Origin of the sequence: Kitasatospora sp. NPDC057692, from assembly GCF_042799475.1 — a bacterium.
Lineage (GTDB): Bacteria > Actinomycetota > Actinomycetes > Streptomycetales > Streptomycetaceae > Kitasatospora.
This window is the reverse complement of record NZ_JBHVIV010000008.1, coordinates 36,325-61,334: the sequence shown is the minus strand read 5'-3', so window position 1 is coordinate 61,334 and position 25,010 is coordinate 36,325. Positions and strand designations below refer to the sequence as shown.

Below are 25,010 nucleotides of genomic sequence, written 5' to 3'. Positions count from 1 at the left end.
ACCGATGGCGGAGATCGTCCTCGACGGCATCAGCAAGCGCTACCCCGACGGCTCGGTGGCCGTCCACGACCTCGATCTGACGGTCGCCGACGGCGAGTTCGTCATCCTGGTCGGCCCCTCGGGCTGTGGGAAGTCCACCACCCTGAACATGATCGCGGGCCTGGAGGACATCACCGGCGGCACCCTGCGGATCGGCGGGCAGGTGGTCAACGACCGGGCGCCCAAGGACCGCGACATCGCCATGGTGTTCCAGAGCTACGCGCTCTACCCGCACATGACGGTCCGCCAGAACATGGGCTTCGCGCTGCGGCTGGCGAAGACCGACAAGGCGGTGATCGCCGCCAAGGTGGAGGAGGCCGCCCGGATCCTCGACCTCACCGAGCACCTGGACCGCCGGCCCGCCAACCTCTCCGGCGGGCAGCGCCAGCGCGTGGCGATGGGCCGGGCGATCGTCCGCGACCCCAAGGCGTTCCTGATGGACGAGCCGCTGTCCAACCTGGACGCCAAGCTGCGGGTGCAGATGCGCACCCAGATCTCCCGGCTGCAGCGGCGCCTGGGCACCACCACCGTCTACGTCACCCACGACCAGGTCGAGGCGATGACGCTGGGCGACCGGGTGGTGGTGCTGCGCGCGGGGCTGGTCCAACAGGTCGGCCCGCCGCAGCGGCTGTACGACGAGCCGGCCAACCTGTTCGTCGCCGGGTTCATCGGCTCGCCCGGCATGAACCTGCTGCACGGCCGGCTGGAGGAGGGCGCGGTGCGCACCGCGCTCGGCGACCTGCCGCTGGGCGACCGGCTGCGCCGGCGGCTCACGGCGGCGGACGCGCCGCGCGAGGTGGTGGTCGGCATCCGCCCGGAGCACTTCGAGGACGCCGCGCTGCTGGAGCACCCGACGGGCGGCGCGACCGTCACGGTCGGGGTCGAGGTGCTCGAATCGGTGGGCTCGGACGTGTTCGCGCACTTCACCGTGGAGGGCGACGCGGTCTCCGGCGGCGGTCTGGAGGAGATCGGCGCGCGGCAGGCGGAGGCGGGCGCCGGGGCACCCGGCCGGGAGGTGGTGGCCCGGATCGGCACCGCCACCCGGGCGGCCGAGGGCGCCCCGCTGGAGCTGTGGATCGACACCGGCCGGCTGCACGTCTTCGACCCGGCCACCGGGGCCACGCTGAGCGGCGGGGCGGGGAGAACGGACGGTTAGGACGCGGAGAAAGGGGCAGGCGGGGGCCCGAACGGCCCCTCGCCCCCGCTGGACGTGCCGTGCCGGACGGTTCGGGCGATCATGGGGGAACGCGCCTCGAAAGGTGGAATGCGATGTTCCAGCTCCTGTGGATTCTGCTCATCGGCTTCGTGCTCGGCGTGATCGCCAAACTGATCCTGCGCGGCCCGCAGGCGATCCCGTGGTGGCTGACCATGCTGCTCGGCGCCGGCGGGGCCTGGCTGGGGAACGCGGTCTCCGGCTGGATCGGCGTCCGGAACACCTCCGGGATCGACTGGATCCGCCATCTGCTCCAGATCGGCTTCGCCGTCGCCCTGGTGGCCTTCGTCGCCCCCGCCTGGAGCTCCCGCCGCACCAGATGACGCCCGCACCGGACGACGGCCGCACCACAGGACCGTCGCACCGGGCGAGGGCCCGGGGTCCGGCGCGACGGCGTCCGCGACGGCGCGGCTAGACTCGCACGGCCGTACCACGGCGGCCGTGCGACGACGGCGGCCGGAGCACTGGACGACCGTCCGACCCGGCGCGGGTGCCGATGACCGCGCCGGCCAGCGGGCGCCGAACTCGCGAGGGAACAGAAGATGGTCGAGGCCTCCCCGAAGGTCGTTGTGGTCGTACCCACCTACAACGAGAGGGAGAACCTGCCGGTCCTCGCCGGGCTGCTGGCCGACCTCGACCTGCCGAACCTGCACCTGCTGGTGGTCGACGACAACTCGCCCGACGGCACCGGCGAGATCGCCGACAAGCTGGCCGCCGGGTCCGGCGACCGGATCCGGGTGCTGCACCGCACCGAGAAGGACGGCCTCGGCCGGGCCTACGTCGCCGGCATGACCCGGGCCCTGGAGAACGGCGCGGACGTGGTCGTGCAGATGGACGCCGACCTCTCCCACCCCGCCTCCGTCCTGCCGCTCATGGTGACCACCCTGCTGGCCGACGACACGGCCGTGGTGCTCGGCTCCCGCTACGTGCCGGGCGGATCGACCGCCGCGGAGTGGCCGTGGCACCGCAAGGCGCTCTCCGCCTGGGCCAACCTCTACGTGAACACCATCCTCGGCCTGGGCGTGCGGGACGCCACCGCCGGCTACAAGGCCTGGCGCGCGGAGACCCTGCGGGCGATCGACCTGCCCTCGGTGCACAGCAACGGGTACTCCTTCCAGGTCGAGCTGAACCACCGGGTGGTGCGGCGCGGGCTCATCATCAAGGAAGTGCCGATCCACTTCGAGGAGCGGGTCGAGGGCGCCTCGAAGATGAGCCTCGGAGTGCAGGTGGAGTCGGCGCTCGCGCCCTGGAAGCTGCTGCGCGAAGGGCGCCGCGGCAAGCCGTAGCGACAAGGAGGTCCGCGTGGCCCTGGCGCACGACCGGGCCGTCGCGCTGGTGCGGCGCGCCGCCCGTGAACCCTTCGCCGTGCAGACCGCCCGGGCGACCGTCGCCGCCACGCTCTCCTACGTGGTGGCGACCTGGCTCAGCAGCGAGCCCGCCCCGCTGACCGCACCGCTCACCGCGCTGCTGGTCGTCCAGGTCACCGTCTACTCGACGCTCACCACCAGCGTCCGCCGGGTCAACTCGGTGGTGGTCGGCGTGCTGATCGCGATCGGCTTCAGCACGGTCGTCGGGCTCTCCTGGTGGAGCCTCGGGCTGATCATCCTGGCCTCGCTGGTGATCGGCCGGTTCGTCCGGGTGGACGAGTTCGTCCAGGAGGTCGCGATCAGCGCCATGCTGATCCTCGGCGTCACCCAGGTGACCTCCCGCGCCTGGGACCGGGTGCTGGAGACCCTGATCGGCGCGGGCGTCGGCCTGCTGTTCAACCTGGTCTTCGCGCCACCGGTCTGGGTGGACACCGCCGGCGCGTCGATCGAGGACCTCTCCCGCCGGGCCCGGCACCTGCTCCTCGACCTCTCCGACCAGCTGGGCCGGCCCACCCCGGTCGCGGACGCCGCCGAGCGCCTGCACGAGGCCCGCCGGCTCGACCAGGCGATCGCCGACGTGGACGCCGCGCTGCGCCAGGCCGAGGACAGCCTCCGGTTCAACCCGCGGATCAGCGAGGGGCTGCTCTCCAGGCTGGTGCTGCGCACCGGGCTGGACACCCTGGAGATCTGCGTGGTGGTGATCCGGGTGATCTCCCGCACGCTGACCGACCTCGCCAAGCGGCGCGCGTCCGGCGAGCCGTTGGTCGCCCCGGCGCTGGCGGTGGCGATGGAGGAGCTGCTCGCGCACGTCGGCGGCGCGCTGGTGAGCTTCGCGGTGCTGGTGACCACCCAGGTCAGTCTGAACGCCGAGGAGGCCGAGGAGCGGCTCACCGCCGAGCTGTCCGCCGCCTGGGCGAGCCGGGAGAACGTCGCCCGGCTGCTGCTGGAGCAGGTGCGGGCGGACCCGGACGCCTGGCACCTGCTCGGCTCGCTGCTGACCGAGGTCGACCGGATCCTCGACGAGCTGGACCTGGAGCACCGCTCACGGCGGCTGATGGAGGAGCTGGACCGGGCGTCGGTGGCGAGCCGGGAGCGGTTCTCCCGGCTCGGCCGACTGCGCCGGTGGGTGCGTGGGGACCGCCCGGGCCTCGGCCGGGCGCGGCGCGGGCGCAAGCGGGCCCGGCAGGCCTGAGCCGGGCGGCGCCCAGTCCGGCAGCGGGCTCGGGAACGCCGGGCTCAGGGCATCGCCCAGGGGTCCTGCGGGAGCGGGTGGCCGGTCTCCAGGTAGGTCTTCAGATTGGACAGCACCGCCGACCAGCCCGCCTCGGCGTCCGCGCGCTCGGCCTCGTCGGCCAGGTTGTCGTGGGTGACGGTCAGCCGGGTGAGGTCCAGGTGGGAGCGCAGCTCGAAGGTCACCACGGACGGGCCGGCCGGCGGCTGCTGCCCGGGGCCGGACCAGGTGGTGACCAGCCGGTTCGGCCGGTCGGCCGCCTCCACCGTGCCGAACGCGTCCGCCACGCCGGAGCCGTCCGCGCGCTGGTGCTCCCAGCGGGCGCCCGGCTGCCAGGTGGAGACGTTGCGGTGCCCCCAGTAGAGGCCGGACTCGTCCGGGTTGGTGAGCGCGTGCCAGACCCGCTGCGGGGTGGCGTGCAGGTAGGAGATGTGGCGGTAGGCGGGGACGGCCACGCGCTCACCCCTCCGCCGCGTCGAGCAGCGTCCGGATGTCGATCCGGCGCATGGACAGCATGGCCCTGGTCACCCGGGCGGCCTTGTCCCGGTCCGGGTCGGACACCAGGTCGATCAGGATCCGCGGGGTGACCTGCCAGGACAGTCCCCAGCGGTCCTTCAGCCAGCCGCACTGGCTCTCCTGGCCGCCGCCCTCCAGCAGCGCCGCCCAGAGCCGGTCCACCTCCGCCTGGTCGTCGCACTGCACCTGGAGCGATACGGCCTCGGTGAACGGGAAGATCGGGCCGCCGTTGAGGGCGACGAAGGGGCGGCCGTCGAGCTCGAAGGCGACCGTCAGCACCGCGCCGGGCGTACCGGGGCCCGCCTCGGTGTAGCGGGTGACGTCGGTGATCCGCGAGTTCGGGATGACCGAGGTGTAGTGGCGGACGGCCTCCTCGGCCTGGTCGTCGTACCAGAGGCATGGGGTGATCTGCTGCATGGAGCCGACGGTAGCGGCGGGCCCCGGCCGGGCGGCCGCGCCACGGCCGGGGGTCACCGGTTCGGCGCCCCCGGACCGCGGCGCGTGCCGCGGCGGCCCCGGGCTCAGTGCACCCGGCCCGCGTAGCGGCGGGTGAAGCGCTGGCCGGTGGCGGCGGTGACCACCACGTCGTAGCGGCCCTGCTTGTCCAGCGGCCAGGCGAGGTTGGTCTGCTTGCCGGGCCGCACCCAGAGGGTCTGCGCGGTGCCCGCGAAGTCGTTCGGCGCGACGGAGAAGCAGACGTCGGTCATGCCGTCGTTGACCAGCTGGAGGGTCAGCCGGCCGGACGCGGAGAGGTCGGCGGTGACGATCGGGATGCCGATGTCGTTCTGGCCCTCGGGCTGCCGGGCGCCGCCCCTGCCGTCTCCTCCCAGGCCGTCGCGGACCACGGTCCCGGCGAAGCGGCGGACGAAGCCGTCGGGCCCGTGCACGGTGAAGTCGTAGCGGCCGTTGGTCTCCGCGGTCTCCCAGAGGTACGTCGCCGAGGCGCCGGGCGCCACCGTGAACGGCGTGCCCGCGAAGGGCCGCAGGATGTTCGGGTAGACCGTGTACGGGAAGGCGACGCCTCCGTCGTTGCTCAGCGTGCAGGTGACCCGGCCGGTGTGCCGGTCCACCTCGGCCTCGGCCCAGGGCTGGTAGGGCAGATGGCGGTGCGGTCGGTCGCCGCGCTCCTGGACCGGCATCGACTGGGCGCCGACGGCCGGGAGTTGGACGCCCGGCAGCTTCGTCCCGGCGTCCGCCCTGGCCATCAGGGCGTTGGTGTCCGGGAGTTGCGGGATCGAGTGGTCGGGCGCCGCGAAGTCGAAGCAGCTGGTGAGGTCGCCGCAGACGGCGCGGCGCCAGGCCGAGATGTTGGGCTCGGCGACGCCGGTCACCTGCTCCATGAAGCGCAGCACCGAGGTGTGGTCGAACACCTGGGAGTTGACCCAGCCGCCGCGCGACCAGGGCGAGACGACCCAGAGCGGGACGCGGTTGCCGAGGCCGATGGCGCGGCCCTGGGTGAACTCCTCGGGCGTGCCCGGCTCGGGGGTCGGCGGCACCATGTGGTCGAAGTAGCCGTCGTTCTCGTCGTACATCACCAGGAAGACGGTGTGCCGCCAGACGTCCGGGTTGGACATCAGCGACTGCAGGGCCTGGTTCACCCAGTGCGCGCCGTACGCCGGCCCGGCCTCCGGGTGCTCGGAGAACAGGTAGGGGGCGACCAGCCAGGAGATGGTCGGCAGCGTGCCGTCCTTGCAGTGCGCGTCGAAGGCCGCCGGGTCGAACTTCGTCATCGCGTTGACGTACCGCGGGTCGTCCTTCGGGAAGTCGTGGAACTGCCGGAAGTACGACAGGGCGTTGTCGTCGTAGTCGCCGGTGCGGTCGTCCTTGCTGGGGTTGTGGTAGACCCGCCAGCTCACCCCGGCCTGCTGGAGGCGCTCGGCGTACGTCGTCCAGTCCGCGACCGGGTTGTCGGTGACGGGCGTGTTGTCGATCCACGGGCCGGTGGTGCCGTCCCGGCCGGGGCCGGCGGTGCCGGTCCACAGGTAGAGCCGGTTGGGGTCGGTCGGTCCGGCGAGCGAGGTGAAGTAGGCGTCGCAGAGGGTGAACGCGTCGGCCAGCGCGTACTGGTAGGGGATGTCCTCCCGGGTGAAGTAGCCCATGGTGCGCTCGCCCTTGGCGGCGATCCACTTGTTCATCGCGCCGCCGTTGATCGCCTGGTGGCCGGTGGCCCAGTCGTGCGGCAGGCCGCCGGCGTTCTGCGCGTTGTACTTCGAGGTGTCCATCCGGTAGGGCAGCATCACGTTGCCGTCGCTGCGGCGCGGGTCCGGCTGGCGGAACACGTCGGTGCCGTCGGGGAACTGCAGCGCCTGCTTGTCGCCGAAGCCGCGCACCCCGGCGAGGGTGCCGAAGTAGTGGTCGAAGCTGCGGTTCTCCTGCATCAGCACCACGACGTGCTTGACGTCCTTGAGGGTGCCGGTGAGCCGGCCCGGGGCGGGCGCGGCCTGCGCCGGCGTGCCGGGCAGGCCGGTCAGGGCGGCGGCGCCGGCGGCCGCGGTGGCGCCGACGAAGGTGCGGCGGGAAAGGTCGGACATCGCGAACTGGCCTTTCAGAGCTGGAAGGTGGCGACCGCGGCAGCGGTGTCGGACGGCCACTGGTTGGCGGCGAGGGCGGCCGGGTCGGCGTCGTCGGCCGGCCAGTCGGCGACCAGGGTGTGCGCCTCGACCAGCTTCAGCCGCCCGCGGTAGAGCACGTAGTCGATCCGGTCCTGCGGCTCGGCCCCGCCGGCGGCGCGCTGCCTGCGCACCGGTGACCAGGTGATGCCCGGCGCCTTGACCGGGTCCCGGTTCTCCTCGCGGAAGGTGTCGGTGAGCCCGGCGGCCTGGAGCACCGTGGTGACCGGCCAGGCGAGCGCGCCGATACCGCTGTGCGCGGCGGCGGTGGCGGCCGTCCAGTCGAGGTGGGAGGGCGAGGAGAGCCCGCCGGCCAGCACCACCGGGAGGCCCGCGGCGGCATCGGCCTGGACGGCGGCCGCCAGCGCCCTGGCCTGCCGGAGGCGGACGGAGCCGTTCTCGGCGGCCGTGATCTGCGCGGCGCTCCGCCCGTCCTGGGCGGCGTACGGGCCGTAGTCGGCCTCGTCGAGGTGCGCGCTCCAGACCCGGACGGCGCGGCCGCCCGGGAGCTGGACGGTCGCCCCGGCGGCCGGCAGGTCGGCCGTCGGCGCGGTGACGGCGGCCAGCGGGTGGCGGCTCAGGATGCCGACACTGCCGGTGCTCTGGTGGGCGTGCCAGCCGAGGGCGTCGGCCAGCACCCGGGCCGCCGTGCCGTCGGTCTCCTGGAGCGCCAGCACGTCCAGGCCCTGGGCCAGGACGACGCGCAGCTGCTTCTCGACCGCGTCGGTGAAGGCGGCGCCCGCCTTGGCGAGGTTCCAGCTCGCCACCTTCAGGCGCGGTGCGGCGGCCGGGTCGGCGCCCGGGAGCAGCACGGTGACGGTGTCGGCGGCGCCGCTGCCGTCCTTGACCCCGACGACCAGCACCTCCGGGTTGCGCGGCGCCTTGCCGGCCGGCGCGGTGCCGGTGACGGTGCCGTCGGCGGCGACCGCGAGCCAGGCCGGGCCGGAGACCTTGCGGAAGACGGCGCTGCCGGCCGGGTTCCCGGCAGGGCGGGCCCAGAGGCCGCCGAGCTTGACGGTGACGGGCGCGCCGGGCGCCACCGGGGTCGCGGTGAAGGCGTCCACGACCGCGTGCGGGCGGACCACGGCGGGCTTGGGCTGGAAGGTGAAGGGCTCGGTCCTGGCGAGGACGCCATAGCCGTCCTTGGCGAGCAGGTACGCCGTGTACGGGCCGCCGGTGAGCGCGGAGGTGTCGAGCTGGACGTCGCCCGCAGCGGCCGGCGTGTACTTCCAGAGCAGCGAGCCGCCGTTGCCTGGCTGGCGGTCGCCGTCGTAGATGCCGACCCAGTTCTTCGGGTCGGGGGCGTCGGTGGTCCAGTGGAAGGTGAGGCGGTCGCCCTCGACGGGGCCGTTCGACGGGCCGGAGGGAGTGCGGGTCAGGGTGCTGCCGGTGGCCACGGATGTCCTGTCCGCCGCTCGGGCACCGGGCCGTCGGGGGGTACCGGACCGGGGCCGTGCGCGGCTGCTGACGGAGGCTGGGAGGGGCGGCCCCGTTGGCAGTTGGCTGTACAACTGTGGGGCCGGGCCCATTCATCCGAAGGTCAGCGACCGGGACGTGAACGAAACGTGACGCAATGTCGGGCGGTTCGGGAACTGTGGGGCCGGGGGCCGGCGGGGGGCTGCGCCGGTAGCCGCGGCGGCGGTTGCCGTGGCGGCGGCCGTGGCGGCGGGTCAGTCCAGGCCGCGGGCGGCGCGCAGGCGGTCGGAGAGCGCCGACGGGTCGACGAGCGGGTCCGGGTAGCCGGCCGGGCGCTCGTCCAGCAGCCACGGGCGGTGCACCGCCCGTCCGGGGACGTGGGCCAGCTCCGGGACCCAGCGGCGGACGTAGGCGCCGTCCGGATCGAGCCGGTCGGCCTGCGCCAGCGGGTTGAGCACCCGGTTCGGCCGGGTGTCCGTCCCGGTGCCCGCCACCCACTGCCAGTTGAGCTGGTTGTTGGCGAGGTCCCCGTCCACCAGGAACCGCAGGAAGTGGCGGGCGCCGATCCGCCAGTCCCGGTAGAGGGTCTTGGCGAGGAAGGAGGCGGTGACCAGCCGGGCCCGGTTGTGCATCCAGCCCTCGTGGGCGAGCTGGCGCATGCCCGCGTCGACCAGCGGGAATCCGGTGCGCCCGGCCCGCCAGGCCGCGCACTCCTCGTCGTCCTCCGGCAGCCAGTGGTCGCCCCGGTCGCGGTAGGCCTCCCGGGCGGCCCGCGGGCGGGCGGCGAGCACCTGGTGGTGGAAGTCCCGCCAGGCCAGCTGCCGGACGAACGCCTCGGCGCCGTCGCCGCCGCGCCGGTGCGCCTCGGCCGCCAGTTCGGCGGCGGAGAGGCAGCCGAAGTGCAGGTACGGCGAGAGGCGCGAGGTGCCGTCGGCCGCGAGGTCGTCGTGCAGCTCGGCGTAGCGGTCCAGGTCGTAGCCCCGCCAGAGCCGCCGGCCGGCCCGCTCGCCGCCCGGCGGGAGCGCGGGCGACTCCGGTCGCACGGCGGGGACGGGCTCGCTCGCGATGCCGTCCGGGGTGCGCAGGGCCTTGGGCGGGCGGTGGACGGTCCGGCGGGGCGCCTGCGACCAGGCGCGGTGGTACGGGGTGAAGACGGCGTAGTGGTCCTTGCCGGCGGGGGTCACCGCGCCGGGGACGACGGCGGTGAGCGAGCCGTCGTGGACGTGCAGGCGGTCGCCGAGTTCGGTGCGCAGCGCCTGCTCACGGCGGTGGGCGAAGGCGCTCACGCCGGCCGCGACGTGCACCGAGGCGGCGTCCAGTTCGGCGGCCAGCCGGGCGGTGGCGGTGGCGGCGGGTCCGCGGCGCAGCACCAGGCGGCCGCCGAGCGGGCGCAGGGAGGCGTCCAGGTCGGCCAGGCAGTCGGCGAGGAAGGCGGCGCGGTTGGGCGCGGCGAAGCCGGTGGCGTCGACGTCGGGGTCCAGGACGAAGAGCGGGACGACCTCGTCGGCGGCGGCGCGGGCGGCGTGCAGCACGGGGTTGTCGTGCACCCGGAGGTCCTGGGTGAGGAGGGCGATGGCGAGGCTCATGGGGGCACGAGCCTCGCACGGCCGGGGGTGGTGCGGGGTACGGCACGCGGACGGCGGGGGCGTGCACCGCGGTGGCGCGCGCCCCCGCCGGGGGTTCGGGAGGGGCGGGACCCCGTGGGGCGGCCGCTCAGGCCAGGGCCAGGAAGAGCTTCTCCAGCTCGGCCTCGCTCATCGGCGGCGTGTCGGCGTCGGCGCCCGCCATGCACTGGCGCATGCCGCTCGCCACGATCTTGAAACCGGCCCGGTCGAGGGCCCGGGAGACGGCGGCCAGCTGGGTCACCACGTCCTTGCAGTCGCGGCCGGCCTCGATCATCGCGATCACGCCCGCCAGCTGCCCCTGGGCGCGCCGGAGCCGGTTCAGGACCGCGCCGACGGCCTCCTCGTCCACCTGCATCTCAGGACCGCCTTCCGCTGTCGACTACCGGCTGTCCAGTGTACCCCGTGGGGTATCACTGCCCCGGTGGCCGACGGCGGGGCGGCGGGGACGGGCGGATCGCGGCGGTCAGCGGTCGCGGCGGGTCATCGGCGGGTCATCGGCGGGCGAGCCTCCGCTCTCCACCCGCGCCGGTGACGTACTCCAGGCCGTAGTGCGCGAACACCTCCGGCTCGGCCTCGGCCGGCAGCACGTCGTCGACGCCGATCGACGGCGCCTGCTTGACCAGCGCCCGCGGGAACGCCACCTTGAGGTACCCCGGGCCCAGCACGGCCCCGTCGAGCGGGACGAAGACCAGCTTGCTGTTGACGTTCAGCCCGACCGTCACGGCCGGGCCGACCGTCACGGTGGCGAAGTACGGCTCGTCACTGGCGGTCTCGACGTAGACGGACTCCAGCTTGCCGATCTTGTGTCCCTTCTGGTCCACGACGGCCTGACCCCGCCACTCCCTGATGTCGGCCGGAACGATCTCGGCGACGGCCATGGCGACCTCCCGTAGCCGCCCCACGGCGGCTCCTCGGTTGGGCAGCAGTGCCCCCGACCCTCCCATCCTGCGCCGGGAGCGCGGAGACCGCCCGCCGGGCCCGCTCCCCACCCGACCGGGGTGTGCGGCCCTCCCGGGCGGGGCCGGGCCCCGCCGCCGCGGGCGCCGGGCGGCAAGGGGCCCATTCCGCACAACCGGGGGTGAACCGACCAACAGCACACGGCCGTCCGCTCGAACACCTACGCTGTCCGCCGACGGACCATCAGATCGGGCAGGCGGAGGCACGGCAGCAGTGGTGAGTTACGAAGGCATGTGGGAGCAGGGCGCGCCGGGCGTCCCCGCCGACCTCCGCCCGGAGATCCCGCACCCCGCCCGGATGTACGACTACTACCTGGGAGGGAAGGACAACTTCCCGGCCGACCGCGAGGCCGCCGAGCGGGCTCTGGCGGCCAACCCCGAATTCCGCTCCACCGCCCGCGCCAACCGGGGCTTCCTCACCCGGGCGGTACGGTGCGTGGCGGACCTCGGCATCACCCAGTTCCTCGACATCGGCACCGGCATCCCCACGGCCGGGAACACCCATGAGATCGCCCAGGCGGTCGACCCCGGCGCCCGGGTCCTCTACGTGGACAACGACCCGATCGTGCTCGCCCATGCCCGCGCCCTGATGGGCGGCACCGCCGTCGGCCGGACCACCGTCATCCAGGCCGACCTGCGCTCGCCCGTCGACCTCCTCGCCGACGTCCGGGCCGAGCGGCTGCTCGACTTCGACCGCCCGGCGGCCCTCGTGCTCGCCGCCGTCCTGCACTTCGTGCGGGACGAGGAGGGCCCGTACGAGGTGGTGCGCACGCTGCTGGACGCCCTCGTCCCCGGCAGCCACCTGATCCTGTCGCACGGCACCGCGGACTTCCTCCCCGCCGAGGTCCGCGACCGGGTGACGGGCGTCTACAGCAAGGCCACCGCTCCCCTGGTCGGCCGCACCCGGGACCAGGTCGGCGCCTTCCTGGACGGCCTGGAGGTGCTCGACCCCGGGGTCGTCACCGTCCCGCTCTGGCGCCCCGACGGCGCCCTGCCCGCGGGCGCCGACCGCGTCAGCATGTACGGCGCGGTGGCGCGCAAGCCCTGATCCCGGCGGGGCGGCCGGACCGCGGCGGGCGGTGCGCGGCGGGCGGGCTAAGCCGGCTTGCTCGCCCGGACGGAGTACATCAGCGGGACGCGCGGCCGCCCCTCCGGGAAGCGGAAGACGCCGTCCTGCTCAAGCACCGGGAAGCGGGCGAACACGGTGAAGTCGTGCTCGTGGAGGAACTCGATCCGCAGCCCCTCGGCCACCAGGGCGCTGACGATCTCACCGACCCCGTGCTGCCACTCGACGGTCACGGTGGCGGCCCCGGGCGCCAGCTCGCCGTCGGTGTAGGTGCTGGGCTCGTCCCAGACCGTGCCCTCGCGGTCGAAGTAGTCGTACTCGACCGTCCGGCCGTCCTCGGCCAGCGTCTCGGCGAAGGGGTGGAACTCCGCGAGGTAGAGGAAGCCGCCCGGGGCGAGCAGGGTCGCCACCGTCCGCGCCCAGCGGGCGATGTCCGGGAGCCAGCAGAGCGCCCCCAGCCCGGTGTAGACGACGTCGAAGGTCCGGCCGTCGAGCGCGTCCACGGCGCCGTACACGTCGGAGACGACGAAGCGGGCGGTGTCCGCGCCGATCCGCTCGGCCAGGGCGGTGGCGGCCTCCACCGCCGGGCGGGAGAAGTCCAGCCCGGTGACGATCGCCCCGTGCCGGGCCCAGGACAGCGTGTCCTGCCCGAAGTGGCACTGGAGGTGGAGCAGGCTCTTCCCGCGGACATCACCGACCTCGGCGAGCTCGAAGTCCCGCAGCGGCTCCTTGCCCGCGACGAACCCGGGCACGTCGTAGAAGTCACTGGCCACGTGCACGGGGACGCGCCCGTCCCAGTTGGCGCGGTTGGCCGCGAGCCAGTCCGCAGGGGTCGGGATCCTCTTCATACCGTTCACGCTAGGCACCTCCCGCGCCCCGCTCAAACCCTTTTCGGCCCGCGCCGCCGGGCGTAGCGAATCTACGTCCACCGCTTCGTGCCGCCCGTCTGCCGCACTCCCCGGCGGTTCGCTACGGTGAACGGACATCGCGGTACGCGGTACGCGGCATGGGGGGTGGGGTGATGGGCCCGGGTCGCTTGGGCGCCCTCGTCTCGTACGGCCTGCTGGCGGCGCTGCTCGGCGTCACCACCTTCTGGACCCTGCGGCACGGCGGCCCGCACAACACGTTGATCAGCGTCCTGACCGGGGTCACCGCCGGCCTCGCCCTCCTGGTGGCGGCCGCCTTCGCGGCCGGCCCCCACAGCACGATCGGCAGCATGGCCGTCGGCCTCAACCTGCTGCTCTCCCTGACGTGGAACATCGCGGCCCAGGGCCTGCTCCTCGTCGGCGTCGTCCTGTCCGTCACCCGCGGTGAGAGCGTGCTCGGCGACGACCGGCGCACCTGGCTCCTGGGCGCCGTGTTCTTCCTCGCCAGCGGGCTGCACTACTCGGGCGTCAAGCACCTCAACACGGCCATCGACCACTGGCGCTGAGCACACCCTGCCGCAGAGCGCCGAGCGCGCCGCCACGGGGGCGGCTACGGCCGGAACAGGTTGAACCGGTTGACGTCACCGCGCTCCGGCGCCGCCGCGAGGCCCGGGCGGGCCGTGGCCGGCGGCCTTCCGGCGGCCACGGCCCTGCCGGGTGGGGCGGGGCGGGGCCGGCCGGAGGCGGGTCGGCCGCAGGCGGGTCAGGCCGAGGCCGCGGGCAGGCCGAGGAGTTCGGCGGAGCCGTTGCGGTTGTGGCGTTCCTGCCAGACTTCCAGGGCGCTCCGGCAGGCGTGGTCGAGGTGGCGCACACCGGCGAGGTCGAGGCGCACCGGGCGGTCGGCCGGCAGTTCCTCCAGGGATTCCAGGGTTTCGAGGAGACGGGGCAGCCGGAGGAAGGTGGCGTTGCCGTGCAGGGTCACCCGGACGGCGCCGTCGGGGAGTTCGGTGACCGCGACCTGGAGGTGGGAGGTGTCCCAGGCGCTCTTGAGCACCGCCAGGAGGAGGCCGGCCAGCACCCCTTCGAGGAGGTTCGTCACCACGATGGCGATCGCCGTGACGGCCAGGATCGTCGCCTCGCCGCGGTCGGCCCGCCAGAGCGGCCGCAGGGTGCGGACCGGCACCAGCTTGGCCCCGGCATGGACCAGCACGCCGGCCAGCGCCGCGAGCGGGATGGCCGAGAGGAAGCCGGGGAGCAGGGCCGCGAAGAGCAGCAGCCAGAGGCCGTGCAGGACGCGGGAGGCCTTGGTGCGGGCGCCGGCCTGGACGTTGGCGGCGCTGCGGACGATGACGGCGGTCATCGGCAGGGCGCCGAGCAGGCCGCACAGGGTGTTGCCGACGCCCTGGGCGAGCAGTTCCCGGTCGTAGTCGGTGCGCGGGCCGTCGTGCAGGCGGTCGACGGCGGCCGCGCTGAACAGGCTCTCGGCCGAGGCGATCAGCGCGAAGGCGACGGCCGTGCCCAGCACCCCGAGGCTGCCGAGCGCCGCGAGGTCCGAGGCTCCGGGGAAGTGGAGGACGCCGGTGAGTCCGGCGACCTCGACCCGGGCGACCGGCAGGTCGAACAGGGCGGTGACGGCCGTCGCGCCCGCGACGGCCGCGAGCGGTGCGGGGAGGACCCGGACCCGGGCGGGCAGGCGCGGCCAGAGCAGCAGCACCGCCACCGTCCCGGCGCCGATGGCGGCCGCGGCGAGCGCGTGCGTGTTCCCGGCGGTGTCCGCGACCAGCCCGGGCAGCCCGGCGATCTTCGCGGGGCCGCCGGCCGGGCCCTTGGTGTCGGCGAGCGAGTAGAGCTGACCGGCGATCAGCACCAGGCCGATCCCGGCCAGCATGCCCTGGACGACCGAGACGGAGATCGCCCGGAACAGCCGGCCCAGGCGGGCGGCGCCCAGGGCGAGCTGGAGCAGTCCCGCGACGGCGGTGATGACGCCGAGGGTGGCGAGGCCGTGTTCCTGGACGGCGGCGAGGACCAGCACGGTCAGGCCGGCGGCGGGGCCGGACACCTGGAGGCTGCTGCCGGGCATCAGGCCGGTCACCAGGCCGCCGACGATGCCGGTGACCAGGCCGAGTTCGGCCGGGACCCCGGAGGCCACGGCGACGCCCACGCAGAGCGGCAGGGCGACCAGGAAGACGACGAGGGAGGCGGGGAGGTCGGAGCGCAGAGTGCTCAGCCGAAGGGCGGGACGACGAGTCATCGGGTCCTCGGGAGAGTGCGGACGGTGCGGTGGACGACGGACGGCGCGGGAGGCGGTGGAGTGGCGGTGCGGCGGAGGGCCGGGCGACGCGGGTCGGTGCGGCGGCGGGCCGTGCGGCGGGGTCACAGCGGGAGGAAGAGGTCGGCGTCGGGCCGGTGGGCGAGCACCAGTCCGGTGTGGATCTCGTAGAACCAGCCGTGCAGCCGGATCCGCCCCTCGCTCAGCCGGCGGGCGACGGCGGGGTAGCCGCGCAGCCGGTCGAGCTGGGCGAGCACGTGGCGCTGCACCGGGCCGGCCACCGTCGGGTCGAAGACGTCGGTGTCGTCGGCGCGGAGCGCGGCCCCGTCGGCGTGGCGCAGCCAGGAGCGGACGGCGGGCACCACGCTGAGGTCCTCGCCCCGGACGACGGCGCCCACGGCGCCGCAGTGCGAGTGTCCGCACACCACCAGGTCGCGGACGCCGAGCACCTCGACGGCGTACTCGATGGTGGCGGTCTCGCCGGAGGCGTCGTCGGCCCGGTAGGCGGGGACGATGTTGCCCGCGGTGCGGAGTTCGAAGAGGTCGCCGGGGTCGGCGCCGGTGATCAGGGCGGGTACCACCCGGGAGTCGGAGCAGGTGATGAACAGGGCCTGCGGGGCCTGTCCGGCGGCGAGGCCGGTGAGTTCCCGGCCGGTGTCGCCCGCGCGCTGCGGGAACGCCCGGGCCCGGTCGATGAGCGGTTCCATGCGGGTGGATGCCTCCTTCGGTGACCCTCGCGGCGTCGGCCGGGAGGGGCGGTGGACGGGCAGGCGCGTCGGAACCAGGCGTCTCCGGCGGGTGGGCGCGGCCGCGGCGGGCGGAAGGCATGCCGCGGAGCCGCGTCGGTGACCCTCGGTGTCCCCCCGGTGACCTGATGACGCGTCAAGGGGAAGTAAAACACGGGTATGGGGTCGGCAAAAGCGCGTCCAGGGCAAAGAATGTGCCGATCTGGTTAACATCCTGTTGCCATGGACAACACAGGGCGTTCCGCCTTGGCGCCTGCGCACAAAGGGGAACCCGACAGGCCCCCGGGGCGTTGGTGCACCACACTTTCCGCACGCCCCTCGCGAGGACCGCGCCCCCCTCAACACGCCTACGGGCCACCGCCGTTCGGTGAACGGCGGTGGCCCGGGTCGAAGCGATGTGACGGAACGTCAGCGACGCAGGGTGGTGACGGTGAGGCCCGGGGCGGAGCGGATCTCGGCCTCGGTGAAGCGCTCGGCCACCCACTGCTTGCGGGCGTAGCGGCGGGTCCGGTCGGTGAAGTGGGGCGAGGTCGGGTCGGCCGACTGGCCGTAGGCGAGCAGGGTCCGGGTGCGCGGGCCGCGGTCGGTGAGCTCGGTGGCCATCAGGAAGCCGGAGGGCGCCGGCCGGGCCAGCGGCCTGCGCACCGTTCCGGAGCGCAGCACGCCCTGCTGGAAGGTGTCGCTCTCCAGATTGCCGAGCCGGTCCACCGACCGGCTGTCCGGCCCGAACCAGCGGGAGCGCTCACCGCGCACGGTGACCACCTGGTCGGCGAGCCGGCAGAGGTTGTCCTGGGCGAACGCGTACCCGTAGCCGTAGCCCACGCCGCCGAAGTCGCGGGCGAGGATGTGCGGGACGCCGTACTCGGTCCGGCGGATCTTGGCGGTCCAGCCGCCGCGGTCGGCCCCCGGGCCGGCCGCGAGATCCGCGTCGGCGGCCTGCGCGGAGGCGGGCACCAGTGCCGTGAGCAGGCCCGCGGCCAGCCCGAGGGCGAGCGCTCCGGCAGCCAACTGCCGCAGACCTGGCCACTTCTGACGCTGGTTCACTTTCCCGTCGTCCGTCATGGCCACCACGCGGCCGCCGCAGGCGCCCGCCGGTCATCGACCCACGGAACGATCCGCCCCTCGCCCGCAAGATCTACGGGTGTACCCCTCCGGGAGGGCGTGCTCCTTGCCCGAACCTCCCGTCCGACGGAGGGCGGGCGGAGCGTCCGACCCGCCACCCGGGGGAGGACCACCCCATCCCCTGCGGGGACTTCTCGGGCCGCGACCTGATCCCGTCGTCCTCAGCAGCCTCACCTGGCGCGCCACCGGAGGCGCGGGCGCTCGCGCAGCTCGAAGTCGGGCGCGCCGTCGGCGCCCAGCCGGCGGACCGCCACGCCGCGGGTGCGGGCGGGAAGCAGGGGTGGCCGCTGCGGTCTTCGCCCGGGGGAGGCGCGAGCCGGTGGTGGAAGCGGACCGCCGACCGGCCCGTCGGCGTACCGCCACGACCACCCGGGCACCGAGCCGACGAGGTCGAACAGCGCCTGCCAGTCCACGACCGAGGCGTCCGGCACCTCCAGATCCGGCAGGGCCCCCATCAAGTCGGGGTCGACCGGATCCCGCACGTCCTCCCGCAGCAACTCCCCCACGCCCGCCATCCTGCCGCGCCGGGGCCACTGCCCGCAGGCGGATTCCCCTCGCGGACGAACCGGCGCGGGCGCGGCTCCCCCCACGACGCGAGGTCGGGACTCCGCAAGATCCCTGCGCATGGGGCGGCCACAGGCCAGAGCCCCCACCACCTCTCGGCCTCACGGCAACGCCGCCAACAGCCCCCGCGCGCAAGGGGCCGACCCAGCTGCTCCCAGCTGATGGGACTCCCCGCGCGTGCGGGGCCGAGGCTTGCCGAGCTGCGATGTGATCGGGCGGAAGCAGTGCAGCGCATCGGCTGGCGGGGATGGGCCGGCGCCCCGGGGGTCTCCCGGCTACTTCATCGGGCGTGGCGTCGGGACGAGGCCGGTCTGGTAGGCGAGGGCGACCAGTTGGGCGCGGTCGCGGGCGTCGAGTTTGGCCATGGCGCGGTGGATGTGGGTGCGGATGGTGAAGGGGCTGACGAACATCCGGGCGGCGATCTCCTCGTTGCTGAGGCCGGTGGCGGCCATCGCCATCACCTCGCGTTCGCGGGCGGTGAGGGCGGCGAGGCGTTCGGGGGCGGCGGCGGGGGCGCGGTCCGGTTCGGGGTGGGCGAGGAGTTGGTCGATGAGGGCGCGGGTGGCGGCGGCCGACAGCAGGGGGTCGCCGGCGGCGACGCGGCGCAGGGCGGCGAGCAGCTCGGTCGGCTCGGCGTCCTTGCCGAGGAAGCCGCCGGCTCCGGCGCGCAGGGCCTGGGCTACGTACTCGTCGATCTCGAAAGTGGTGAGGATGAGCACCCGGGTGCCGGCGAGGTCCGGGTCCCCGCAGATGGAGGCGGTGGCGGAGAGGCCGTCGACACCGGGCATCCGGATGTCCATCAGCACGACGTCGGGGCGGGTCGTCCTCGCCAGCTCGACGGCCTCGCGGCCGTCGGCGGCCTCGCCGACCACCTGCATGTCGTCCTCGGCGTCGATGAGGACGCGGAAGGCCCCGCGCAGCAGCGCCTGGTCGTCGGCGAGCAGTACTCGGATGGTCACGGGTGTTCCTCTCGGGCGGCGGTGCGCAGGGGCAGTTCGGCGGAGACCAGGAAGCCGCCGCAGGGCCGGCGGTCGGCGGTGAGCCGCCCGCCGACGGCGGAGGCGCGCTCGCGCATGCCGATCAGGCCGAAGCCCCCGTCACTGGGGGTGGCGACGGCGGACCGGGCGGCGGAGGCCGGGCGCGCGTTGGCGACGGTCAGCAGCACGCGGCTGCCGGAGTACGCGAGGGTGACCTCGGCGGCGGTGCCGGCGGCGTGCTTGGCGACGTTGGTCAGGGACTCCTGGAGGATCCGGTACGCGGTGAGGTCGACGCCCGGGGAGAGCGGCTGCGGCTCCCCCTCGACGGTGAGGCGCACCGGCAGACCGGCGCGCTCGAAAGCGCCGATGAGGTCGGGCAGCCGGTCCAGGCCGGGGGCGGGTTCGAGCGGGGCCTGCGGATCGTCGGCGCGGCGCAGCAGGCCGACGGTGGCCTTGAGCTCGCGCAGCGCGGAGCCGGTGGCGTCGGTGAGGTGGCTGAGCATCTCGCGGGCCTGGGCGGGGTGGCGGTCGAGGAGGTGGACGGCGATGCCGGCCTGGGCGTTGGCGAGGGCGATGTGGTGGGCGACGACGTCGTGCAGGTCGCGGGCGATCCGGATGCGCTCGTCGGCGACCCGGCGGCGGGCCTCCTCCTCGCGCGTCCGCTCGGCGCGTTCGGCGCGTTCCTCGATGGCGGCCAGGTGGGCGCGGCGACTGCGCACGGAGTCGCCGAAGGCGCCGGGCAGCAGGACCCAGGCGACGACGCCGATCTTGACGCTGAGGGAGGCGTGGGGCTCGTTGATGATCGCGGCGGCGGTCACCAGCACGGCGGCGAGGGCGGTGGCGGCGCGCGCGGTGGTGCGGTCGGTGCGCACCGCGAGGAAGTAGAGGGCGGCGAGCAGCGGCGCGACCAGTCCCGCGTTGAGCTGGGTCGCGACGAAGCACAGGGCCACGCTGCAGGCGAGGGTGATCCCGAAGACCACGTCGGGGCGCCGGCGGTGGCCGAGGAGCGCGGCGCTGGAGAGGACGGCCAGGGTCAGCGCCGCCGGGTTCGGCTCGATGTGGTTGCCGAGGCGGTCGACGGTGGTCGTCCCGGCGGTGACGACGAAGACGGCGATCACGAGCAGCGCGTCGAGCAGGAGGGGGTGGCGTCTGCGTACGCGGCGCAGCCAGGTGTCGGTCATGCTCGCTTCTCCCGGTCCGGGGCTGCCCTGGCGGGTCCCTCGGCCGGTCCCGGACGATCCGGCGAGGGGGATGGGGTACGGCCGACGGTGGAGGCGTACTGCAGATGCAGTACACGCGGCCGTCGGGGTCGTCCTTCGAATGCGGTTCATACCATTTTGACCGGTCGGTGGGCCGACCGGTCGCGGACGGCCCTGCCGCGGCTCCCGTGGGGGTGGGAGCCGCGGCAGGGCCGCGTCGGTCAGACGCCCACGGACTGGCGGGGCGAGTCCGCCCCGGAGCCGTCGGCCTGGGCCGGGAGCGCGGTCTGCAGCTTGGCGCCCTCGACGTCGACGTCGGGGATGATCCGCTCCAGCTTGGCCGGCAGCCACCAGGCGCGGCGGCCGAGCAGGGCGAGGACGGCCGGGACGATCGCCATCCGGACCACGAAGGCGTCGAGCGCGACGGCGGCGGCCAGGCCGAGGCCCATCATCTTGATCATCGGCTCGCTCATGCCGATGAAGCCGGCGAAGACGCTGATCATGATGAGCGCGGCGGCGGTGACCACCCGGGCGTTGTACCGGAAGCCGGTGACCACGGCCTCGTTGGGCTCCTCGCCGTGCACGAAGGCCTCCCGGATGCGGGTGACCAGGAACACCTCGTAGTCCATGGCCAGGCCGAACACCACACCGATCATGAAGATCGGCATCATGCTCATCACCGGGCCGGTCTGCTCGATGCCGATCAGGTCGGCGAGCCAGCCCCACTGGAAGACCGCGACGACGGCGCCGAGCGCGGCGACCACCGACAGCAGGAACCCGAGGGCGGCCTTGAGCGGGACGAGTATCGAGCGGAAGACCACCAGGAGCAGCAGCACCGCGAGGCCGACGACGACCGCGAGGTAGGGCAGCAGGGCGTCGTTGAGCTTCTGCGAGACGTCGATGTTCATCGCCGTCGGGCCGCTGACCAGTACGGTCGCACCGGTCTCGGTCTTCAGCGCGGAGGCCTTGTCGCGGATGGCGTGGACGAGGTCGGTGGTCGCCGCCTCGCTCGGGCCGGTGGCCGGCACGGCGTTGACCAGCGCGGTGTCCCCGGTCTGGTTGAAGACGGCGGGCGCGACGGCGACCACCCCGGGCAGGGCCTTGACGGTCTCGCCGACCTTGGCGGCCGCGGCCTTGGGGTCGGCCGTGCCCTTGGCGTCGACCAGCACGGTCAGCGGGCCGTTGAAGCCGGGACCGAAGCCCTCGGAGAGGTGGTCGTAGGCGCGGCGCTGGGTGGTGGAGGTGGGCTTGGCCTCGTCGCCGGGAAGGCCGAGCCGCAGGTCCAGGGCCGGCAGGGCGAGGACGCCGAGGCCGACCACGCCGAGGACCAGCACCGCGACCGGGCGGCGGACCACGAACCGGGCCCAGCGGGTGCCGCCGTTGGGGCGGCCTTCACCGTCGGCGGCGTGCCCGCCCTTGCGGACCTTGCGGGACAGCGCCCTGCGGCCGAGGAAGCCGAGCAGCGCCGGGACGAGGGTGAGGGCGACCAGGACGGCGATCACCACGGTTCCGGCCGCGGCCATGCCCATCTTGGCGAGGATCGGGATGCCCACCACCGAGAGGCCGGCCAGCGCGATGATCACCGTGAGGCCTGCGAACACCACGGCCGACCCGGCGGTGCCGACGGCCCGTCCGGCGGCCTCCTTCGGCTCGTGGCCGTCGAGGAGCTCGGCGCGGTAGCGGGAGACGATGAACAGCGCGTAGTCGATGCCGACGGCGAGGCCGAGCATCATCGCGAGCGTGCTGGTGGTGGTGGACAGGCCGAGGGTGCTGCCGAGCGCGGTGATCAGGGCGATGCCGAGGCCGACGCCGATCAGGGCGGTGAGCAGCGGGAGTCCGGCGGCCAGCAGCGAGCCGAAGGTGATCACCAGCACGACGGCCGAGATCGCCATGCCGATCGCCTCGGCGGAACCGCCCGCCTCGCCGACCTCCATCAGCGCCGTGCCGCCGATGTCGACGGTGAGACCCGCGTCGCGGGCGTGCTGGGCGGCGGTCTTCAGCGCCTCGGTGGCACCCTCGCTGACCTTGCCGGGCTTCTCGCTGTAGCTGATCGTCGCGTAGGCGGTGGTGCCGTCCTGGGAGACCGCGCCGGCCTTGAACGGGCCGGTGGCACTGACGACCTGCTCGCCGTGGGCGAGCTCGGCGACCGCGTTCTCGACCGTCTGCTGGTTGGCGGCGGCGGTGATCTTCTGGCCGGACGGGGCGACGAAGACCAGCCGGGCCGACGCACCGTCGGACGTGGCGCCCGGGAAGCGCTCGTCCATGAGGTCGAAGGCCTTCTGCGCCTCGGTGCCGGGCATGGCGAAGCCGTCGTCGGGCGCGGCCGGCGCCTTGGCGGCCAGCACCCCGACGGCGGCCAGCAGGGCGACCCAGAGCAGGGTCACCAGCCGGCGCCTGAGGAAGGACCATCGGCCCAGACGGTAGAGGAAAGTGGCCACGGGAGAGCGGACTCCTTCGGATGGCGGTCGGGTATGGAGGGCCGGGCGGCGCGTTCGGCCGGTGGGCCGGGGCGCCCGAGCATGACCATCCTGCGGCGGCGGGGGTCTCCTCCGCGTCGGCTCTGTGCAGGCATTCCGGGCTAATGCGGACGCAGCAGTGCGGTACCGGACGGAGTAGTCCCCGAGGCGGAGGTCCGGCGCCGGGCTCCGACCTGCGGCCGAGGGCCGGCCCCGGTGACGGGCGCGTGGGAGGCCCGGGGCGGGCGCGGCAGGCGCGGTCCTCCGGGCGCGGCAGGCCCGGTCCTCCTGGTGCGGGAAGCCCGGTCCTCCGGGCGCCACCCGGTGTCACCCGGTGTCACCCGGGCGGAGGTGCGGACGGGCCGCCGCCCGCCGGGCGAAGTAGCGTGATGTGCCTGGCCCGGACGATTCGTCCTGGTCCGTAACGATCCCTACCGATGTGTCCCCACGGCCTCCGCGGCCCCGACAGTCCCGGCCGGTCCCCGACAGTCCCGGCCGGTCCCTGCCGGTCCCCGACGGCCCGGGGGCGCAGCCGGTCCCGCAGCCGGAGGTGCCCATGGGCGTTCCCGCCGCCCGCATCGTGTTCGACGAGAACGACCGCGCGGCCGTCGCGGAGGCGGTGAGCGAGATGCTCGCCACCGGTGCGCTCACCCTCGGCCCCTGGACCGAGCGGTTCGAGCAGGCCTTCGCCGCCGAGCACGGCGCCCCGCACGCGGTCGCCGTCGCCAGCGGCACCGCCGCGCTGGAGATCATCCTGCGCGGCCTCGACGTCCGCGGCCGCGACGTGGTCGTCCCCGCCGTCACCTTCTACGCGACCGCCGGGGCCGTGCTGCACGCCGGCGCCCGGCCGGTGATCGCCGACGTCGACCCGGACACCCTGGCGCTCGGCCCGGCCACCCTGGAGGCCGCGCTCACCCCGGACACCGCCGCCGTCGTCCTGGTCCACATCGGCGGGCTGATCACCCCCGAGGTGGACGCCCTGCGCGCGATCTGCGACGCCCGGGGCATCCCGCTGGTCGAGGACGCCGCGCACGCCCACGGCAGCAGCTACCGGGGCCGGCCGGCCGGCGGCTTCGGCGTGGCCGGCGCGTTCTCCTTCTACCCGACCAAGGTCACCACCAGCGGAGAGGGCGGCATGATCCTCACCGGGTCCGCCGAGCTGCGCGACGAGGCCCGCATCCACCGCGACCAGGGCAAGGGCTCGTTCACCACCAACCACCACGTCCGGCTCGGCGCCTCCTGGCGGATGAGCGAGCCGAACGCCGCCATCGGCACCGTCCACCTGCGGCGGCTCAAGGAGTTCGTCGAGACCAGGCGCCGGGTCGCCCAGCGCTACGACTCCGCGCTCGGCGCGCTGGACGGGCTGGACCCGGTCACCGAGCCCGCCGGCTGCCGCGGCAACTACTACAAGTACGTCGCCCTGCTGCCGCGCGGGGTGGACCGGGCCGCCTTCAAGCGGGCGGTCGCCGAGGAGTACGACGTGCGACTCTCCGGCGAGGTGTACGACCTTCCGCTGCACCTCCAGCCGGTGCTCGCCCCCTACCGGCGCGCGGACCTCCCGGTCGCCGAGGACGTCTGCGCGCGGCAGATCTGCCTGCCGGTCCACTCCGACATGACGGAGGACGAGACCGACCGGGTGATCGAGGCGGTGAGCGCCGTCCACCGCCGCCTCGCGGGATGACGCGGCCGGCGGCCGTCGCCGACCGGGAGCACCCGACCCGGAGAACCCGACCTGGAGAACCCGACCCGGACGAAGCGCGTCCGTAGCCAGAGCACGCCCGTAGAGAGCACGTTGACGAAGGAGAGGACACCGTGCGGATAGCGGTCACCGGGGGATGCGGATTCATCGGCTCACACGTCGTCGACCGGCTGCTCGCCGCCGGGCACGAGGTGCTCGCGGTGGACACCACCGACAAGTACCTCAACCCCGACGCCGACCACGCCCGGATCGACGTCCTCGACCTGCCCGCGCTCACCACCGCCCTGGACGGCTGCGAGGTGGTCTTCCACCTGGCCGCGCAGGCGGACGTCGAACGGGTCGCCGCCGACCCGGTCGGCGCCGTCCGGGCCAACATCGACGGCACCGAGGCCGTCCTGGAGGCGGCCCGCCGCAACGACCTCAGCCGCACCGTCCTGGCCAGCACCGTCTGGGTCTACGGCGCCGCGCTCACCGAGGCCGCGCTGGACGGCGAGGAGCAGGAGCTGGACGAGCACGTGCCGATCGAGCTGGAGCGCAGCGGGCACCTGTACGTCGCCACCAAGCTGGCCGCCGAGATGCTGGTGCACAGCTACCGCCAGCTGTACGGCCGCCACTTCACCATCCTGCGGTACGGCATCCCGTACGGGCCCAGGATGCGCGACGAGCTGGTGGTCGCCCGGTTCGTGCAGGCCGCGCTCACCGGGCGCCCGATCACCATCGCGGGCGACGGCCGGCAGAGCCGCAACTTCGTCTACGTCGAGGACCTCGCCGACGCCCACGTACGCGCCCTCTCCCCCGCCGCCGAGGACCAGACCTTCGCCCTGGAAGGCTCGACCGCCGTCTCCGTCCGGGACATCGCCGACACCGTCGACGACCTGCTCGGCCCGGTCACCATCGAGCACATCGAGGCCCGGACCGCCGACTACTCCGCACGCCGGATCTCAGCCGCCCAGGCCAAGCGGCTGCTCGGCTGGTCGCCCCGGACCAACTTCGCCGAAGGCGTGCGGCGCTACGCGGACTGGTACCGGGCGGAGGCCGGCCCGCGGCCGGGCGCCTGAGGCGGGAAGGGGCGGA

At 74.4% G+C, this 25,010-nt stretch carries 23 protein-coding genes; 8 read left to right on the top strand and 15 right to left on the bottom strand.

The genetic code is table 11. From position 1 onward, the window contains the following. The first annotated feature begins 4 nt into the window (after nt 1-4). From ACFVFS_RS07180 to ACFVFS_RS07165, 4 genes are all read left to right on the top strand, one after another. Nucleotides 5-1,195: an ABC transporter ATP-binding protein gene (locus tag ACFVFS_RS07180; RefSeq protein WP_380621072.1), complete on the top strand. Its 1,191-nt coding sequence runs from the start codon at nt 5-7 to the stop codon at nt 1,193-1,195. Between the two features lie 113 nt (nt 1,196-1,308). Beyond that, nucleotides 1,309-1,575: a GlsB/YeaQ/YmgE family stress response membrane protein gene (locus ACFVFS_RS07175; protein WP_380621070.1), complete on the top strand. Its 267-nt coding sequence runs from the start codon at nt 1,309-1,311 to the stop codon at nt 1,573-1,575. Nucleotides 1,576-1,794: 219 nt separating this feature from the next. Then, a complete protein-coding gene (locus ACFVFS_RS07170) occupies nt 1,795-2,538 on the top strand; it encodes a polyprenol monophosphomannose synthase (protein ID WP_380621068.1) in 744 nt (247 codons plus the stop codon). A gap of 16 nt (nt 2,539-2,554) precedes the next feature. Further along, nucleotides 2,555-3,811, top strand: coding sequence for an aromatic acid exporter family protein (locus tag ACFVFS_RS07165; RefSeq protein ID WP_380621066.1), 1,257 nt, complete (start codon nt 2,555-2,557; stop codon nt 3,809-3,811). Between the two features lie 44 nt (nt 3,812-3,855). Here ACFVFS_RS07165 and ACFVFS_RS07160 read toward each other — a convergent pair whose 3' ends face one another. The 7 genes from ACFVFS_RS07160 to ACFVFS_RS07130 all read right to left on the bottom strand — a co-directional run bounded on the left by ACFVFS_RS07160 (nt 3,856) and on the right by ACFVFS_RS07130 (nt 10,894). Further along, entirely contained in the window at nt 3,856-4,305 is a 450-nt protein-coding gene (locus tag ACFVFS_RS07160; protein WP_380621064.1) for an SRPBCC domain-containing protein, read from the bottom strand. A 4-nt stretch (nt 4,306-4,309) separates the two neighbouring features. Beyond that, entirely contained in the window at nt 4,310-4,783 is a 474-nt protein-coding gene (locus tag ACFVFS_RS07155; protein ID WP_380621062.1) for a VOC family protein, read from the bottom strand. Between the two features lie 104 nt (nt 4,784-4,887). Then, complete coding sequence (locus tag ACFVFS_RS07150) at nt 4,888-6,897, bottom strand: phosphocholine-specific phospholipase C (protein WP_380621060.1); 2,010 nt, start codon at nt 6,895-6,897, stop codon at nt 4,888-4,890. A 14-nt stretch (nt 6,898-6,911) separates the two neighbouring features. Next, nucleotides 6,912-8,372, bottom strand: a complete 1,461-nt coding sequence (locus ACFVFS_RS07145; protein ID WP_380621058.1) for an endonuclease/exonuclease/phosphatase family protein — start codon at nt 8,370-8,372, stop codon at nt 6,912-6,914. Nucleotides 8,373-8,645: 273 nt separating this feature from the next. Continuing rightward, on the bottom strand, nt 8,646-9,977 hold the full coding sequence (locus ACFVFS_RS07140; RefSeq protein ID WP_380621056.1) for a cryptochrome/photolyase family protein: 1,332 nt from the start codon (nt 9,975-9,977) through the stop codon (nt 8,646-8,648). A gap of 127 nt (nt 9,978-10,104) precedes the next feature. Next, complete coding sequence (locus tag ACFVFS_RS07135; protein ID WP_344329712.1) at nt 10,105-10,371, bottom strand: metal-sensitive transcriptional regulator; 267 nt, start codon at nt 10,369-10,371, stop codon at nt 10,105-10,107. A gap of 136 nt (nt 10,372-10,507) precedes the next feature. Further along, the gene (locus tag ACFVFS_RS07130; protein WP_380621251.1) at nt 10,508-10,894 is read right to left on the bottom strand and encodes a PRC-barrel domain-containing protein; all 387 of its coding nucleotides are present in this window, start codon (nt 10,892-10,894) and stop codon (nt 10,508-10,510) included. Between the two features lie 310 nt (nt 10,895-11,204). On the opposite strand from ACFVFS_RS07130, the gene ACFVFS_RS07125 reads away from it, so the two are divergent. Beyond that, entirely contained in the window at nt 11,205-12,020 is an 816-nt protein-coding gene (locus ACFVFS_RS07125) for an SAM-dependent methyltransferase (protein WP_380621249.1), read from the top strand. Between the two features lie 47 nt (nt 12,021-12,067). On the opposite strand, the gene ACFVFS_RS07120 is transcribed toward ACFVFS_RS07125, so the two are convergent. Then, on the bottom strand, nt 12,068-12,886 hold the full coding sequence (locus tag ACFVFS_RS07120; RefSeq protein WP_380621054.1) for a class I SAM-dependent methyltransferase: 819 nt from the start codon (nt 12,884-12,886) through the stop codon (nt 12,068-12,070). A 173-nt stretch (nt 12,887-13,059) separates the two neighbouring features. Here ACFVFS_RS07120 and ACFVFS_RS07115 point away from each other — a divergent pair, with 173 nt between their 5' ends. Then, complete coding sequence (locus ACFVFS_RS07115) at nt 13,060-13,470, top strand: hypothetical protein (RefSeq protein ID WP_380621052.1); 411 nt, start codon at nt 13,060-13,062, stop codon at nt 13,468-13,470. A 197-nt stretch (nt 13,471-13,667) separates the two neighbouring features. Here ACFVFS_RS07115 and ACFVFS_RS07110 read toward each other — a convergent pair whose 3' ends face one another. The 7 genes from ACFVFS_RS07110 to ACFVFS_RS07080 all read right to left on the bottom strand — a co-directional run bounded on the left by ACFVFS_RS07110 (nt 13,668) and on the right by ACFVFS_RS07080 (nt 22,219). Beyond that, nucleotides 13,668-15,155, bottom strand: a complete 1,488-nt coding sequence (locus ACFVFS_RS07110; RefSeq protein WP_380621050.1) for a SulP family inorganic anion transporter — start codon at nt 15,153-15,155, stop codon at nt 13,668-13,670. 122 nt (nt 15,156-15,277) lie between these two features. Continuing rightward, the gene (locus ACFVFS_RS07105) at nt 15,278-15,880 is read right to left on the bottom strand and encodes a carbonic anhydrase (protein WP_380621048.1); all 603 of its coding nucleotides are present in this window, start codon (nt 15,878-15,880) and stop codon (nt 15,278-15,280) included. Nucleotides 15,881-16,327: 447 nt separating this feature from the next. Further along, nucleotides 16,328-16,963 carry a penicillin acylase family protein gene (locus ACFVFS_RS07100; RefSeq protein ID WP_380621046.1) on the bottom strand — a complete coding sequence of 212 codons (636 nt, stop codon included), beginning with the start codon at nt 16,961-16,963 and terminating at the stop codon, nt 16,328-16,330. 248 nt (nt 16,964-17,211) lie between these two features. Next, the gene (locus tag ACFVFS_RS07095) at nt 17,212-17,547 is read right to left on the bottom strand and encodes a hypothetical protein (RefSeq protein WP_380621044.1); all 336 of its coding nucleotides are present in this window, start codon (nt 17,545-17,547) and stop codon (nt 17,212-17,214) included. 333 nt (nt 17,548-17,880) lie between these two features. After that, a complete protein-coding gene (locus ACFVFS_RS07090; RefSeq protein ID WP_380621042.1) occupies nt 17,881-18,564 on the bottom strand; it encodes a response regulator in 684 nt (227 codons plus the stop codon). After that, nucleotides 18,561-19,763 (bottom strand): sensor histidine kinase, encoded by a 1,203-nt coding sequence (locus tag ACFVFS_RS07085; RefSeq protein ID WP_380621040.1) that lies wholly within the window; start codon nt 19,761-19,763, stop codon nt 18,561-18,563. Before ACFVFS_RS07085 ends, ACFVFS_RS07090 begins: the two co-directional genes overlap by 4 nt. Nucleotides 19,764-20,002: 239 nt before the next feature. After that, nucleotides 20,003-22,219, bottom strand: a complete 2,217-nt coding sequence (locus ACFVFS_RS07080; RefSeq protein ID WP_380621038.1) for an MMPL family transporter — start codon at nt 22,217-22,219, stop codon at nt 20,003-20,005. Between the two features lie 574 nt (nt 22,220-22,793). On the opposite strand from ACFVFS_RS07080, the gene ACFVFS_RS07075 reads away from it, so the two are divergent. After that, nucleotides 22,794-23,918 carry a DegT/DnrJ/EryC1/StrS family aminotransferase gene (locus tag ACFVFS_RS07075; RefSeq protein ID WP_380621036.1) on the top strand — a complete coding sequence of 375 codons (1,125 nt, stop codon included), beginning with the start codon at nt 22,794-22,796 and terminating at the stop codon, nt 23,916-23,918. Nucleotides 23,919-24,049: 131 nt separating this feature from the next. After that, the gene (locus tag ACFVFS_RS07070; protein ID WP_380621034.1) at nt 24,050-24,994 is read left to right on the top strand and encodes an NAD-dependent epimerase/dehydratase family protein; all 945 of its coding nucleotides are present in this window, start codon (nt 24,050-24,052) and stop codon (nt 24,992-24,994) included. The last annotated feature ends 16 nt before the right edge of the window (nt 24,995-25,010 follow it).

Coding starts and splice junctions, on each gene's coding strand:
- ACFVFS_RS07180 (WP_380621072.1), top strand. CDS start 5: ATGGCGGAGATCGTCCTCGACGGCATCAGCAAGCGCTACCCCGACGGC.
- ACFVFS_RS07175 (WP_380621070.1), top strand. CDS start 1,309: ATGTTCCAGCTCCTGTGGATTCTGCTCATCGGCTTCGTGCTCGGCGTG.
- ACFVFS_RS07170 (WP_380621068.1), top strand. CDS start 1,795: ATGGTCGAGGCCTCCCCGAAGGTCGTTGTGGTCGTACCCACCTACAAC.
- ACFVFS_RS07155 (WP_380621062.1), bottom strand. CDS start 4,783: ATGCAGCAGATCACCCCATGCCTCTGGTACGACGACCAGGCCGAGGAG.
- ACFVFS_RS07150 (WP_380621060.1), bottom strand. CDS start 6,897: ATGTCCGACCTTTCCCGCCGCACCTTCGTCGGCGCCACCGCGGCCGCC.
- ACFVFS_RS07140 (WP_380621056.1), bottom strand. CDS start 9,977: ATGAGCCTCGCCATCGCCCTCCTCACCCAGGACCTCCGGGTGCACGAC.
- ACFVFS_RS07135 (WP_344329712.1), bottom strand. CDS start 10,371: ATGCAGGTGGACGAGGAGGCCGTCGGCGCGGTCCTGAACCGGCTCCGG.
- ACFVFS_RS07130 (WP_380621251.1), bottom strand. CDS start 10,894: ATGGCCGTCGCCGAGATCGTTCCGGCCGACATCAGGGAGTGGCGGGGT.
- ACFVFS_RS07125 (WP_380621249.1), top strand. CDS start 11,205: ATGTGGGAGCAGGGCGCGCCGGGCGTCCCCGCCGACCTCCGCCCGGAG.
- ACFVFS_RS07120 (WP_380621054.1), bottom strand. CDS start 12,886: ATGAAGAGGATCCCGACCCCTGCGGACTGGCTCGCGGCCAACCGCGCC.
- ACFVFS_RS07115 (WP_380621052.1), top strand. CDS start 13,060: ATGGGCCCGGGTCGCTTGGGCGCCCTCGTCTCGTACGGCCTGCTGGCG.
- ACFVFS_RS07110 (WP_380621050.1), bottom strand. CDS start 15,155: ATGACTCGTCGTCCCGCCCTTCGGCTGAGCACTCTGCGCTCCGACCTC.
- ACFVFS_RS07105 (WP_380621048.1), bottom strand. CDS start 15,880: ATGGAACCGCTCATCGACCGGGCCCGGGCGTTCCCGCAGCGCGCGGGC.
- ACFVFS_RS07085 (WP_380621040.1), bottom strand. CDS start 19,763: ATGACCGACACCTGGCTGCGCCGCGTACGCAGACGCCACCCCCTCCTG.
- ACFVFS_RS07075 (WP_380621036.1), top strand. CDS start 22,794: ATGGGCGTTCCCGCCGCCCGCATCGTGTTCGACGAGAACGACCGCGCG.